Annotated in this window: 13 protein-coding genes and 1 riboswitch; of the genes, 10 read left to right on the forward strand and 3 right to left on the reverse strand. The window is 58.3% G+C overall.

The window, feature by feature from the left end:
- Window positions 1-14 precede the first annotated feature (14 nt).
- The 6 genes from ACWPM9_RS18100 to phoB all read left to right on the forward strand — a co-directional run bounded on the left by ACWPM9_RS18100 (window position 15) and on the right by phoB (window position 6,258).
- Complete coding sequence (locus tag ACWPM9_RS18100) at window positions 15-1,040, forward strand: substrate-binding domain-containing protein (protein ID WP_428186031.1); 1,026 nt, start codon at window positions 15-17, stop codon at window positions 1,038-1,040.
- A 118-nt stretch (window positions 1,041-1,158) separates the two neighbouring features.
- On the forward strand, window positions 1,159-2,643 hold the full coding sequence (pstC, locus tag ACWPM9_RS18105) for a phosphate ABC transporter permease subunit PstC (protein WP_428186032.1): 1,485 nt from the start codon (window positions 1,159-1,161) through the stop codon (window positions 2,641-2,643).
- Window positions 2,640-3,965, forward strand: a complete 1,326-nt coding sequence (gene pstA, locus ACWPM9_RS18110; RefSeq protein WP_428186033.1) for a phosphate ABC transporter permease PstA — start codon at window positions 2,640-2,642, stop codon at window positions 3,963-3,965. Before pstC ends, pstA begins: the two co-directional genes overlap by 4 nt.
- Before the next feature lie 13 nt (window positions 3,966-3,978).
- Window positions 3,979-4,794 carry a phosphate ABC transporter ATP-binding protein PstB gene (gene pstB, locus ACWPM9_RS18115; protein WP_484756041.1) on the forward strand — a complete coding sequence of 272 codons (816 nt, stop codon included), beginning with the start codon at window positions 3,979-3,981 and terminating at the stop codon, window positions 4,792-4,794.
- 45 nt (window positions 4,795-4,839) lie between these two features.
- Window positions 4,840-5,553, forward strand: a complete 714-nt coding sequence (gene phoU / locus ACWPM9_RS18120; protein ID WP_484756042.1) for a phosphate signaling complex protein PhoU — start codon at window positions 4,840-4,842, stop codon at window positions 5,551-5,553.
- Window positions 5,554-5,574: 21 nt separating this feature from the next.
- Window positions 5,575-6,258 (forward strand): phosphate regulon transcriptional regulator PhoB, encoded by a 684-nt coding sequence (gene phoB / locus ACWPM9_RS18125; protein ID WP_428186036.1) that lies wholly within the window; start codon window positions 5,575-5,577, stop codon window positions 6,256-6,258.
- A 119-nt stretch (window positions 6,259-6,377) separates the two neighbouring features.
- Here the strand turns inward: phoB and ACWPM9_RS18130 are convergent, their stop codons facing one another.
- The gene (locus ACWPM9_RS18130; protein ID WP_484756043.1) at window positions 6,378-6,932 is read right to left on the reverse strand and encodes a GcrA family cell cycle regulator; all 555 of its coding nucleotides are present in this window, start codon (window positions 6,930-6,932) and stop codon (window positions 6,378-6,380) included.
- 430 nt (window positions 6,933-7,362) lie between these two features.
- On the opposite strand from ACWPM9_RS18130, the gene ACWPM9_RS18135 reads away from it, so the two are divergent.
- The 3 genes from ACWPM9_RS18135 (at window position 7,363) to ACWPM9_RS18145 (ending at window position 10,618) form a co-directional block, all read left to right on the forward strand.
- Window positions 7,363-8,568 carry an aspartate aminotransferase family protein gene (locus ACWPM9_RS18135; protein ID WP_428186038.1) on the forward strand — a complete coding sequence of 402 codons (1,206 nt, stop codon included), beginning with the start codon at window positions 7,363-7,365 and terminating at the stop codon, window positions 8,566-8,568.
- A 13-nt stretch (window positions 8,569-8,581) separates the two neighbouring features.
- The gene (argF, locus tag ACWPM9_RS18140; protein WP_428186039.1) at window positions 8,582-9,499 is read left to right on the forward strand and encodes an ornithine carbamoyltransferase; all 918 of its coding nucleotides are present in this window, start codon (window positions 8,582-8,584) and stop codon (window positions 9,497-9,499) included.
- A 129-nt stretch (window positions 9,500-9,628) separates the two neighbouring features.
- Entirely contained in the window at window positions 9,629-10,618 is a 990-nt protein-coding gene (locus ACWPM9_RS18145) for an Hsp33 family molecular chaperone (protein WP_484756044.1), read from the forward strand.
- 19 nt (window positions 10,619-10,637) lie between these two features.
- Here ACWPM9_RS18145 and apaG read toward each other — a convergent pair whose 3' ends face one another.
- Together apaG and ACWPM9_RS18155 are read right to left on the reverse strand one after the other, a co-directional pair.
- Window positions 10,638-11,030, reverse strand: coding sequence for a Co2+/Mg2+ efflux protein ApaG (apaG, locus tag ACWPM9_RS18150; RefSeq protein ID WP_428186041.1), 393 nt, complete (start codon window positions 11,028-11,030; stop codon window positions 10,638-10,640).
- Between the two features lie 147 nt (window positions 11,031-11,177).
- Window positions 11,178-12,362, reverse strand: coding sequence for an O-succinylhomoserine sulfhydrylase (locus tag ACWPM9_RS18155; protein WP_484756045.1), 1,185 nt, complete (start codon window positions 12,360-12,362; stop codon window positions 11,178-11,180).
- 43 nt (window positions 12,363-12,405) lie between these two features.
- Window positions 12,406-12,484: riboswitch (SAM riboswitch) on the reverse strand.
- A gap of 72 nt (window positions 12,485-12,556) precedes the next feature.
- On the opposite strand from ACWPM9_RS18155, the gene ACWPM9_RS18160 reads away from it, so the two are divergent.
- Window positions 12,557-13,654, forward strand: coding sequence for a 2'-deoxycytidine 5'-triphosphate deaminase (locus tag ACWPM9_RS18160; RefSeq protein ID WP_484756046.1), 1,098 nt, complete (start codon window positions 12,557-12,559; stop codon window positions 13,652-13,654).
- The last annotated feature ends 7 nt before the right edge of the window (window positions 13,655-13,661 follow it).

A 13,661-nucleotide genomic window follows, 5' to 3' on the forward strand; every position in this document is an offset into this window, starting at 1 on the left:
CACGGGAGAATATTATGAACGTTCTGAAACTTTCCGTCGCAGCGCTGGTAGCCTCCGTCGCCTTTGCTGGCGCCGCTGCTGCACGTGATCAGGTCCAGGTTGCTGGTTCCTCCACGGTTCTGCCGTATGCAAAAATCGTCGCTGAAAACTTCGGCGAAACCTTCCCTGACTTCAAGACACCTGTTGTTGAATCGGGCGGCTCTTCTGCCGGCCTGAAAGAATTCTGCAAGGGCGTTGGTGAAGACACAATCGATATCGCCAATGCTTCGCGCAAGATCAAGGATTCGGAAGTCGAAGCCTGTAAGGCGGCTGGCGTAACCGAAATCCAGGAAGTCCAGTTCGGCTATGACGGCATCGTCTTTGCTGCCGACAAGTCCATGCCCGACCTCGCTCTCGAGCCTTCTGACCTTTACAAGGCTCTCGCTGCTCAGGTTGTCGTTGACGGCAAGCTGGTCGACAACCCTTACACAAAGTGGTCGGAAGTAAACTCTTCCCTGCCAGACGCTGAAATCGCTGCCTACATCCCTGGCGAAAAGCACGGCACCCGCGAAGTGTTCGAAGAAAAGGTTCTGGCAAAGGGCTGCGAAGAAACAGGCGCTCTTGACGTGATCAAGGCTGCTCTGGGCGACGACAAGGCTGCCGGCAAGGCCTGCATTGCAGTTCGCAAGGACGGCAAGGCTGTCGACATCGACGGCGACTACACCGAGACACTCGCTCGCATCGACGCCAACAAGACCGGTCTCGGCGTGTTCGGCCTGTCCTTCTACGAAAACAATGCTGACAAGCTGAAGGTCGCCACCATGAGCGGCGTTGTCCCTTCGGTTGAGACCATCTCTACCGGCGAATATCCGGTTTCGCGTCCGCTGCAGTTCTACGTCAAGAAGGCTCACCTCGGCGTAATTCCGGGCCTGAAGGAATATGTTGAGTTCTTCACCTCCGAGCAGATGATCGGCCCAGACGGCCCGCTCGCTGCCTACGGTCTGGTTCCTGCTCCCGATGCTGAGCGCGCTGCGCTTCAGGACACCGTTGCTGGTATGTAATTCAGCCAATTGAGTGTCGGCGCGCCATCATGGTGCGCCGACATGACCGTCTCCAGGATGGGGTAAGCCATCCGGCCCTCAAGGGCAGGCGCAGACTGTAATTTTGCCGGAGAGTTCGATGAGCACCTCGCTGATACTTCTAGTCCTTATTGTTATAGGGATCGTTTCTTATGTCGTGGGGCGTTCGAGAGCAACAGCTCTCGCCGGCGGTACGCCTTCGAAACTTCACTCCCGCTACGGATATTACGGCTCTTTTGCTGCTATCGCTGCGATGATCCCGGCATTGCTGGTTCTTGCCATCTGGTTGACCGCAAGCCCTGTGATCATTGAAAATGCGGTGCGCGGCTCCTTTCCCGCAGAGGTAAAGGCACAACCCGAAGCCAATCGTGGCTTGAGCTATGGCATGATCCGCTCGATTGCCGAGGGTATGCAGCTTCTCAATTCGGATGAATCTGCCCAGCTCCAGCAATCCCCCGATCAGGCCCGCGATCTGCTCGCTTCCAAGGGTGTTCCGCTTGCAGGCGCACCCGAACCCTACATGATCACGGCCGCCCAGGAATTGAACAGCTATTCGGCAACCTCGCGACTGGCCATGACCGTTGTGGTATTGCTGGTCTCGATTGCCGGGGCACTTGGCGCATTGCGGATGATCAAGCCGCGTTTCCGCGCCCGTAACAGGGTCGAGAGCGCCATGCTGGCGGCTCTGGTCATTGCGTCCTCCATTGCCATTTTGACCACTGTCGGGATCGTGATGTCGATGCTGACCGAGGCCCTTCACTTCTTCCGCGATGTGTCGCCTCTCAACTTCTTTTTCGGCACCGTATGGGACCCGCGCTTCGCTGCTGCCGGCTCCGGTGGAGCCGAGGGCCAGTTTGGCCTGATCCCGCTTCTGGCTGGTACGCTCTATATTGCGCTTGTGGCCATGCTGTTTGCGGTTCCCGTCGGCCTCTTCGCTGCGATCTATATGGCTGAATATGCCAGTCGCCATGTGCGCTCGATTGCCAAGCCGCTCCTGGAGCTGTTGGCCGGCATTCCGACCATCGTCTACGGTTTCTTTGCCCTTGCGACCGTTGGCCCGTTTCTGCGCGATCTTTCGACCGAGCTGAACGGGCTTGTAACAGGCAATTATTCCAACTTCATCGAAAGCCAGAGCGTTCTGACCGCAGGCCTGGTCATGGGCATCATGCTCATTCCCTTCGTCTCGTCGCTGTCGGATGACATTATCACCGCGGTTCCGCGTTCTCTGCGGGACGGTTCGCTTGGCCTTGGTGCCACGCGGTCTGAGACCATGCGCAAGGTGATCATGCCGGCAGCTCTGCCCGGCGTGGTCGGCGCTCTGCTCTTGACCGCATCGCGTGCCATTGGCGAAACCATGATCGTTGTTCTGGCCGCCGGTGTTGCCGCCCGCATGCAATTCGATCCGTTCGAGCCGATGACGACGGTGACCGTCAAGATCGTCAACCAGTTGACCGGCGACCTCGAGTTCAATTCGCCACAGACGCTGGTGGCCTTCGCACTCGGCATCACCCTGTTTGTGATGACACTCTGCCTGAACATCTATGCGCTTTATATCGTGCGCAAATACCGGGAGCAGTACGAATGACCGATATCACCTCTTCCGCAACGGCCCTTCCCAATGCGGTTGCGCGTGCCGGGGGCCGCGATATCGGCTTGAAGCGCCGCTATGCTGCCGAACGCCGGTTCCGTCTCTACGGTGTGCTGGCGATTGCCATTGGTGTGCTGTGCCTGTTTGCCCTGCTCTACACAGTCATATCAAACGGATATACTGCCTTTGCGCAAACCTCGATCACGCTTCCGGTCGAGTTCAGCCAGAAGGTCCTGGACCCACGCAACCAGGCCGCAAGCAATCCACGCGTGCTGTTGATGGCCAATTATCCAGCGCTCGCGCGCGATGCACTGGTCAAGGCAGTGGGGATCAATCCCGACGACAAGAGTGCGGTGCGCGCTGCCGGCCAGATGATCTCCGACAGCTCCCGCGTACAATTGCGCGACATGGTGATGGCCGATCCGTCGTTAATCGGGAAAACAGTCGATGTGACTTTCCTCGCCGCTGCAGATATCGACTCCGCCTATAAGGGCCAGATCGATCTCAGTGTCGATGAGAGCAGCCGCAAGGTCTCCGACCAGCAGCTTGGCTGGATGGATCAGCTCAAGAGTTCCGGCGCGCTGACGTCGAAATTCAACACCGGCATTTTCGTCAACGGCGCATCGAGCCGCCCCGAGGCTGCCGGCATGGGTGTGGCCCTGATCGGATCATTCTACATGATGGTGATCGTACTGGTTCTGGCTCTGCCTATCGGCGTGGCGGCTTCGATCTACCTTGAAGAATTCGCACCGAAGAACAAGTTCACCGACCTGATTGAAGTGAATATCAACAATCTGGCGGCTGTGCCCTCCATCGTCTTCGGTCTGCTCGGTCTTGCGGTCTTCATCAATTTCATGGGCCTGCCACGCTCGGCCTCGCTGGTCGGCGGCCTGGTGCTGACCCTGATGACACTGCCGACCATCATCATCGCGACACGCGCCGCGCTGAAGGCTGTCCCACCATCGATCCGTGCCGCAGCACTGGGGCTTGGGGCCTCGAAAATGCAGATGGTTTTCCACCATGTGCTGCCACTTGCCGCGCCCGGCATCTTGACCGGCACGATCATCGGCCTTGCCCAGGCACTCGGTGAAACCGCTCCGCTTCTGCTGATCGGCATGGTGGCGTTCGTGGCAGATTATCCAACCTCTCCCATGGAGCCTGCAACAGCGCTCCCCGTACAGATCTACATGTGGGCCAACGAAGCTGAACGCGCCTTTGTCGAGCGGACGTCCGGAGCTATCATCATTCTGCTCCTGTTCCTGCTTGTCATGAATGTCGGTGCCATTCTGCTACGGCGGCGCTTTGAACGTCGCTGGTAGAAGGAATAGAACAATGAACATGATGTCGGAAACAGCTTTGGAAAAGGCGGTCGATCAGAAAATGAACGATAAAACCTACAAGATGATCGGCAAGGATGTGTCGGTTTACTACGGCGAGAAACGTGCGCTTTTCGACGTGAACCTGAATGTTCGCGAAAATACGGTGACTGCCCTGATCGGCCCGTCCGGCTGCGGAAAGTCGACCTTTCTGCGCTGCTTGAACCGCATGAATGACACGATCGAAAATTGCCGCGTGTCCGGCAAGATCACACTCGACGAGCTGGATATCTACGATCCTTCGATCGACGTGGTGGAACTGCGCGCCCGTGTGGGCATGGTGTTCCAGAAGCCGAACCCCTTTCCGAAGTCGATCTATGAAAACATCTCTTATGGTCCGCGCATCCACGGGCTCGCCAAGGGCAAGGCCGACCTGGACCAGATCGTCGAGACAAGCCTGCAGAAGGCCGGCCTCTGGAACGAAGTGAAGGATCGCCTTCAGGAGCCAGGCACCGGCCTTTCCGGTGGTCAGCAACAGCGCCTGTGCATCGCGCGCGCAGTAGCGGTCAGCCCGGAAGTCATTCTGATGGATGAACCCTGTTCGGCGCTCGATCCGATTGCGACGGCCAAGGTTGAAGAACTCATCCACGAGCTGCGCGCCAATTACACGATCGTGATCGTGACGCACTCGATGCAGCAGGCCGCGCGTGTCTCGCAGCGCACCGCCATGTTCCATCTTGGCGTACTCGTTGAAGAAAACGACACAGACAAGATGTTCACCAATCCGGATGATCAGCGCACGCAGGATTACATCATGGGCCGCTTCGGCTGATATCCCGTTTCATCCGCGCTGAAGCCAATTTCGAGGATACCTCAAATGCCATCGACCCATATTCTATCCGCTTTCGATGAAGACCTTAAATATCTGATCCGGCGCATCTCCGAGATGGGGGGCCTTGCCGAACAGATGGTCGGTGACTCGGTCCGCGCATTGGTCAATTCCGACGCCGCCCTTGCCCAGAAGGTGATTTCTGACGACGTGGTGATGGACAATGCCGAGCGCGAAATCGGTGACAAGGCCATCATCACCATAGCTCGTCGCCAGCCGGTCGCAGCCGACCTGCGCGAAATCATCGGTGCGCTGCGAATCGCCAGCGATCTGGAACGCGTTGGTGACATGGGCAAGAACAATGCAAAGCGCGTGATGGCCGTTCAGGGCACCGGCGTTCCCCGCAAGCTGGCGCGCGGACTGGAACATCTCTCCGAACTCGCACTCGAACAGCTGACCGATGTTCTGGATGTCTACACCACCCGTTCTGCGGAAAAGGCCAAGATCATCCGTGACCGCGACGAAGAGATCGACGCCATCTACACCTCGCTGTTTCGCGAGCTTTTGACCTACATGATGGAAGATCCGCGCAATATCACGACCTGCACGCATCTGCTGTTCTGCGCCAAGAATATCGAGCGAGTGGGTGACCACGCGACCAATATCGCAGAGACCATCTATTACATGACCACCGGTACGCAGCCGGAAGGTGACCGTCCCAAGGACGATACGACGACCGATGTCAGTGCGGTCGCGGAATAAGCACTTGAAGTGAGACACTAGATGGCGCCGAAAATAGCTGTGGTTGAAGACGAGGAGGCGCTGAGCGTCCTCCTGCGTTACAATCTGGAATCTGAGGGCTATGAAGTCGAGACGATCCTTCGGGGCGACGAGGCCGAAATACGCATGCAGGAACGGGTTCCTGATCTCCTGATCCTTGACTGGATGTTGCCCGGCGTGTCGGGGATCGAACTTTGCCGCCGCCTTCGGGTTCGCCCGGAAACAGAACGGCTGCCGATCATCATGTTGACGGCACGCGGCGAGGAAAGCGAACGCATACGCGGATTGGCGACAGGTGCAGACGACTACGTGGTCAAGCCCTTCTCCACACCGGAACTGATGGCACGGGTAAAAGCCATGCTGCGTAGGGCGCGGCCAGAAGTGCTGTCCAGCGTTCTGCGTTGCGGCGACATCGAACTCGACCGCGAAACGCATCGTGTTCACCGCAAGAGCCGTGAAGTTCGACTTGGACCGACCGAGTTTCGTCTGCTGGAATTCCTGATGGCATCGCCCGGGCGTGTCTATTCGCGTTCACAGCTTCTGGACGGTGTGTGGGGGCATGACATCTATGTGGACGAGCGTACCGTGGACGTGCATGTCGGCCGGCTACGCAAGGCGCTTAATTTTTCCAACATGCAGGACGTGATCCGCACCGTGCGCGGCGCTGGATATTCCATGGAGGCCTGACAGGTTACCGACCCATGCTGGCGGTTGCTACCGCTGTTTCAGCCCATTGCCCAGCCAGGCGGTGGGCTTTTTACTTACTACATAAAAAAGGCCCCTTGCGGGGCCTCATCTCATGATCTTTATCGGCTGGGAAGCGATTGCTTTTGCGCGGATGAGCGCCTGCGGTCATTGACTGGCTGATAAGCCAGTTTCGAGTGGTAGGTGCAGTAAGGTGCGTTATCCGATGCCTCGCAGCCGCAGAAATGAAACTCATCAGTCATCGGATCGCCAATCGGCCATTTGCAGGTGCGATCGGTGAGTTCCGTGAGGGCAAGACGACGCGAAATCGGCACCACGACATTGGATGGCACCGGAACGACTGCACGCTCCTCTTCGCCACCAGCATCGATTTCATCCTGTGACACGGTTGTGCCGGCAGGACGGGCGGCCGAGCGCGTGGCTACACGTGGCTGAAAGCTTTGCGGCCGCGCTGTCGTTGGCGCCGGACGCTTTGGCGCGCGAGAGGCAGACGAGGAGCCGCCAGCCTTGGCGCGACCGGGCAAACAAAGTCGGTGTACCTTGCCAATGACAGCGTTTCGACTGACGCCGCCTAGTTGTGCCGCGATCTGGCTTGCGCTGAGACCTTCGGCCCACAACTTCGTCAGCCTTTCAACGCGCTCATCAGTCCAATTCATGCCAAATATCTCCGCCTGTAGCGCATTCCGAGGCCGAATCCTTCACCGCTGCCTCGGAAGACTCCGAAACAAAAAATATGCCTCGATATTGTCGGTGACTAGTTCCGCCGCATGCAGTCTAGTAATTGATCATTAACCTAGTGTGAGCCTGACTCCGTGACAAGAGTCGCCGGAATCATCGCGAATCGATTTCATAGTTTTCCCCAACTTGCTGTCCACAGGCTAAAATACCACTATCGCCTACTAAAGCGTGGCTGCGACGGCACCGTGCTAAAAAGTCCCGCAATTGCGGTGATTTATTGACATGGGGGTCCGAAATGAAGATAGTGCGCGAGCCGCCGCAAGGCGGCATTTTTGATTTTTAGACTTCGTAACACCCGCCAATCAGCGAAACCCGTATCTTCCGTGCCTGTCGAAGGAGTCAAGCGCAATGGCCGAGGCCTCCCCGCTCTATCAGACCTATAATCGCGCTCCGTTGCGCTTCGAACGCGGCGAGGGTGTCTGGCTGATCACCGAAGACGGCGAGCGCTATCTCGACTTTGCCGCCGGCGTCGCGGTGAACTCACTCGGCCATGCGCATCCTCATCTGGTGAGCGCCTTAAAAGAGCAGGCGGACAAGGTTTGGCACCTTTCCAATCTCTACGACATTCCGGGCCAGGAAAAGCTTGCCGAGCGTCTGACGGCTGCAACATTTGCCGACCGCGTGTTCTTTACCAATTCCGGCGCAGAAGCTCTGGAATGCGCGATCAAGACCGCGCGTCGTTACCATTTTGCCAAGGGCAACCCAGAACGCTTCCACATCATTACCTTTGAGGGCGCGTTTCACGGCCGGACGATCGCGACGATTGCGGCTGGTGGTCAGGAAAAGTATCTGGAAGGCTTCGGCCCCAAGGCTCCCGGCTTCGATCAGGTTGCGTTCGGCGACATCGAAGCTGTGAAGGCTGCGATCACCGAGGAGACGGCTGGCATCCTGCTTGAACCGTTGCAGGGCGAAGGCGGTATTCGCCTCGCGTCCAACGCCTTCCTGCGGGAATTGCGCGCACTTTGCGATGAGCACGGCCTTTTGCTGATGCTTGATGAAGTGCAGTGCGGTGTTGGCCGTACCGGCAAGCTGTTTGCCCATGAATGGGCGGGCATCACGCCAGACATCATGGCGGTTGCCAAGGGTATTGGCGGCGGGTTCCCGCTCGGCGCGTGCCTTGCAACCGAAGAGGCCGCTTCCGGAATGACGGCCGGCACACACGGATCCACTTATGGCGGCAATCCAATGGGCATGGCGGTCGGCAACGCTGTCCTGGACGTTATTCTGGAAGATGATTTTCTTCAGCATGTCCGGGACGTTGCCCTCGTGTTCCGCCAGGGACTTGCCGCGCTGAAGGATCGCTTCCCCGATGTGATCGAGGAAGTGCGCGGCGAAGGCTTGATGCTGGGCGTCAAGGCACGCGTGCCTTCCGCTGATCTTTTGCATGCGATGCGCTCGGCGCATCTGCTCGGCGTTCCAGCCGGCGAAAACGTCATCCGGCTGCTGCCACCGTTGACGACGACGGCCGAAGAAGCACGCGAAGGATTGGCTCGCCTGGAACAGGCTGCCGAAACACTCCACACACAGGATCACAAGACAAGCCTTCACGGCTGACAGGTAAGATAGAATGGCATCTCCAAAGCATTTTCTCGATCTCTCGGCCGTTTCGGCCAGCGAACTGCGCTCCATCCTTGACGACGCCATGGCGCGCAAAAGCGCGACCAAGGCCGGCACGGACGACAAGCCTCTAGCCGGCAAGATGCTGGCGATGATTTTCGAGAAACCGTCCACCCGCACCCGCGTGTCCTTCGATGTGGGCATGCGCCAACTCGGTGGGGAGACACTGTTCCTGTCCGGCACCGAAATGCAGCTCGGTCGCGCCGAAACCATTGGCGATACAGCCAAGGTGCTGTCGCGTTATGTCGACGCCATCATGATCCGCACCACCGACCATTCGCGCCTGCTGGAAATGGCCGAGCATGCCACAGTGCCGGTGATCAACGCCCTGACGGATATGACCCATCCTTGCCAGATCATGGCCGACATCATGACCTTCGAGGAGCATCGCGGGCCAATCTCTGGCAAAACGCTCGCATGGACCGGTGACGGCAATAATGTGCTGCATTCGCTCGTGGAAGGCTCTGCCCGGTTTGGCTACCGCATGAACATGGCCGTGCCGATGGGCTCAGAACCCGATGACAAGATCCTCAACTGGGCGCGCGACAATGGTGGCGAGATCATGCTGACCCATGATGCAGAGAGGGCTGTTGCGGATGTTGATGCCGTGATCACCGATACCTGGGTTTCGATGAACCTGGAACACAAGGCGCGTGGCCACAACGTGTTCCAGCCGTATCAGGTCAACAAGGCCTTGATGGCGCGTGCGCAAAAGGATGCGCTGTTCATGCATTGCCTGCCCGCCCACCGCGGCGAAGAGGTGACAGACGACGTGATTGACGGACCGCAGTCGGTCGTCTTTGACGAGGCGGAAAATCGCCTGCATGCACAGAAGTCCATCCTTGCCTGGTGCCTCGGCGCATTCTGATATCCTGAAAAAGGGGAGGCCCCGCCTCCCCTCGATACTTGACCTTTTGCAGTATTCTGACCATTTGTGCGGTAACTGGGGGCGAAGGCCCCGCCATCTCAAGCGCGCTTGCGCGAAGGAGCTGCCACAATGTCTGACACATCCACAGAGCTCGGCGAATTCGGTTTCGCCGGCGATGACCGGGTTGTTCCGTTTCAAATCGAAGGGCTCGACGTGCGCGGGCGCGCGGTTCAACTCGGCCCACTGTTAAACACCATTCTCGACCGGCATGATTATCCGCCGGCAGTCGCACGGCTGCTCGCGGAAATGATGGTTCTGACCGTTCTCATCGGCACGTCGCTCAAATTTCAGGGCAAGTTCACGGTGCAGACCAAGAGCGACGGTCCAGTCGATCTTCTGGTTGCGGATTTCTCCACGCCCGAAAATGTTCGTGCCTATGCGCGCTTCGATGCCGACGCCGTGGCTGCGGCTGTTGCCAAAGGCGAAGGCTCACCTGAACAGCTGCTCGGTGCCGGCGTTCTTGCCTTTACCATCGACCAGGGCAACTACATGACCCCTTACCAGGGCATCGTCCCGCTCGACGGATCAACGCTGGAAGACATTGCCGGCGTCTATTTCCGCCAGTCGGAACAGATCCCGACGCGTGTGCGACTGGGCGCCGCTGAGCTATATGACCGGGACGAGGACGGAAACCCTCGCCATGCCTGGCGTGCGGGAGGCGTCATCGTGCAATTTTTACCCGATGCACCGGAGCGGATGCGCCAGCCCGACCTTCACGGTGGAGACGGCGATGACCGCGATCTGGATCTTGCTGATGATGATGCATGGTCGGAAGCACGCATGCTGGTCGAGACCGTCGATGCCGACGAGTTGACCGATCCGCTGATCGGCGTCGAGAGACTGCTATTCCGTCTGTTCCACGAGCGTGGCGTGAGGGTTTTCCCGCCGCAGGAAGTTCACGACCGTTGCAGCTGTTCACGCGAGAAAATCAAGGGCGTACTCCAGGGCTTTACACCCGAAGATATCGAGGCAAGCCAGGAAGAGGGCAGGATTGCGGTGACCTGCGAGTTCTGCTCGACCACCTATCGCTACGAGCCCGATGAGCTGGAAAACGCCTGAGCTTCGACAGCCACGTCGGTTAGTTCAGGACGCGGGCCAGACCCGGGCTATCGAGCGAAAATGCGGGGATGGCGACATTGAAACGTTCGCCGTCCTCTGTCTGCATCTGATAATGACCGAACATCATGCCTGATGGCGTATCCAGCGGGCATCCCGACTGGTATTCGTAGGATGCTCCAGGATCGAGCTGGGGCTGTTCACCGACGACCCCCGGGCCGCGAACCTCGTCCACCTGCCCGTTTTGATCGGTGATATTCCAGTAACGGTTGATCAGTCTCACCGGCTTGTCGGAATGGTTTGATATGACGACACGATAGCCCCAGACATAGCGGTCGTCACCCGGATCGGATTGCTCCTCCAGATAATACGGCTCGACACTCACCTCTATGTCCCTCGTCAGGGCTCGATACATTCGCCAAACCTCCAATCAGTTCGTTAACCATATTCTACAGCCTGACGTTAACGTCAATAAAAGGCTGTGGCGCATGCACGCTCCACAGCCTTTGTTACAGATTATTTCTGGGCATCCACGCGACAATTATCGGTAGCGTGACAGAGGTCAGGCCTTCACGACATCCAATGCCCGGGCGAAGTCCTCGAGCAGATCGTCGCCATCCTCGATACCGCAGGACAACCGGACGGTGCCATCGGTTATGCCCAGCTCCGCACGCGCTTCGTCACTGAGGTTCTTGTGCGTGGTGGTTGCCGGATGGGTGATCAGGCTCTTGGCATCGCCAAGATTGTTGGAGATGGTCACCACGTCCAATGCGTCCTGCAAGGCGAAGGCCGCATCCTTGCCGCCCTTCATTTCGAAGGCAACGAGCGTCGATCCGCCCGTCATCTGCTTTGCAATGATGCTGGCCTGAGGATGATCGGCGCGTCCCGGATAAATGACACGGGCCACCTTGCCGCTGTCGGCGAGCAGGTCGGCGATCCTTGCCGCATTCTCCGTCTGCTGCTTTACCCGCAGAGGCAGCGTCTCAATGCCCTTCAGCAATGTCCATGCATTGAACGGAGACATGGCGGGACCGCTATGACGGAAATAGTCATGCAGGTTTTCGTCGATCCATTCCTTGTTGGACAGAACGACGCCTCCCAGACAACGACCCTGACCATCGATATGCTTGGTTGCGGAGTAGACGACGACATGTGCACCCAGTTCCAAAGGCTTCTGGAACAGCGGAGTTGCAAAGACATTGTCGACAACCAGTGTCGCGCCTGCCTGATCGGCCAGTCTTGCCACGGCTGCAATATCAACCACTTCCAGTGTCGGATTGGTCGGGCTTTCGAGGAAGAAGACCTTTGTATTGGGGCGGATCGCCTCTTCCCATTTTGCGAGATCGCGACCATCGACCAGTGTGCAGTCGATGCCATAGCGAGGGGCGAGCGTCTCGACCACCCAGCGGCACGAACCGAACAGGGCGCGAGCAGCAACGATGTGGTCGCCCGTTTTCAGCTGACACATGATCGCAGCCGTGATTGCGGCCATGCCCGATGCCGTGGCGCGCGCATCTTCGGCACCTTCCAGCATGCACATGCGCTTTTCAAACATATCATTGGTCGGGCTGCCGTAACGGGCGTAGATAAAACCGTCGTCCTCGCCCTTGAAGCGCGCCTCTGCGGCGGCGGAATTGTCGTAGACGAAGCCCTGGGTCAGGAAGATTGCTTCCGATACCTCACCGTATTGCGAGCGGAGTGTTCCTCCATGGACAAGTTGCGTTGCCGGGCGCCATTTCTTGCTCATGCCACGTGCCTTTCAAACAAAAAAAACCGGTCGCAAAAGCAGACCGGTTTCATACCCGGTCTTTTTAGCCATTTGTTTAACGTGGCTGCAAGCCGACCGGCCAAATCACCACGGGATAAGGGCCTAATACGCCGGTTGGTGACTTGCGTCAATTCTCCGCTTTTGATTTTGTCTCGCCAAACAGGAACGACGACATGACTAGGAAATCAGGCATTCTGGCCGACCGCGCCATCAAGGCGCTCTTCGCTGAAGGTCAGCTGAAAAGCCAGGACACACTCGACAGCGACCAGATACAGCCAGCCAGCCTCGATCTGCGCCTTGGCTCGAAAGCTATCCGCGTGCGCGCCAGTTTCATGCCGGGCCCCGGCTGCACCGTTGCCGAGAAGCTTGAGCGGCTGACCCTTCACGAGATCGACCTTGAGAACGGAGCGGTGCTGGAAACCGGCTGCGTCTACATCGTTCCGCTGATGGAAAGCCTTGAGCTTCCAGAGGATATTTCGGCGTCGGCGAACCCCAAGAGTTCCACTGGTCGCCTGGACATCTTTACCCGCGTCATGGTCGACCGGGCCCAGGAGTTCGACAAGGTGCCGGCCGGCTATAAAGGGCCGCTCTATCTGGAGATTTCGCCGCGGACATTCCCGATCATCGTTCGACGCGGCTCACGCCTGTCGCAGATCCGCTTTCGTGTCGGGCACGCCTTGCTGTCAGAAGCGCAATTGCTGGACCTGCATTCCGCTGAAACGCTTGTTGCCAGTGATGTGCCCAATGTCTCCGGCGGTGGCATTGCGCTTTCGATCGACCTGACCGGCTCCAGCCCTGACGGTCTGATCGGCTATCGGGGCAAGCACCACACTTCTGTGATAGATGTTGACCGGAAAGCCGCCCACGACATTCTCGACTTCTGGGAACCGATCTATAACCGCGGCAGCCGCGAACTGATCCTCGATCCGGACGAGTTCTATATTCTCGTTTCCAACGAGGCTGTGCATGTGCCTCCCCTTTATGCTGCTGAAATGACGCCATACGACCCGCTGGTGGGTGAGTTCCGCGTGCACTATGCCGGCTTCTTCGACCCGGGCTTTGGACATGCGGGCGCCGGCGGTGCCGGAAGCCGTGCTGTACTGGAAGTGCGCAGCCACGAAGTCCCCTTCATTCTCGAGCATGGCCAGATTATCGGCCGGCTGGTTTATGAGGACATGCAGGAAAAGCCGGAAGGGCTTTATGGCACCGGGCTCGGGTCGAACTATCAGGCGCAGGGCCTGAAGCTCTCCAAGCATTTCCGCGCAGGCTGAGCCTTCG

It is taken from the genome of Agrobacterium sp. H141, assembly GCF_057158725.1.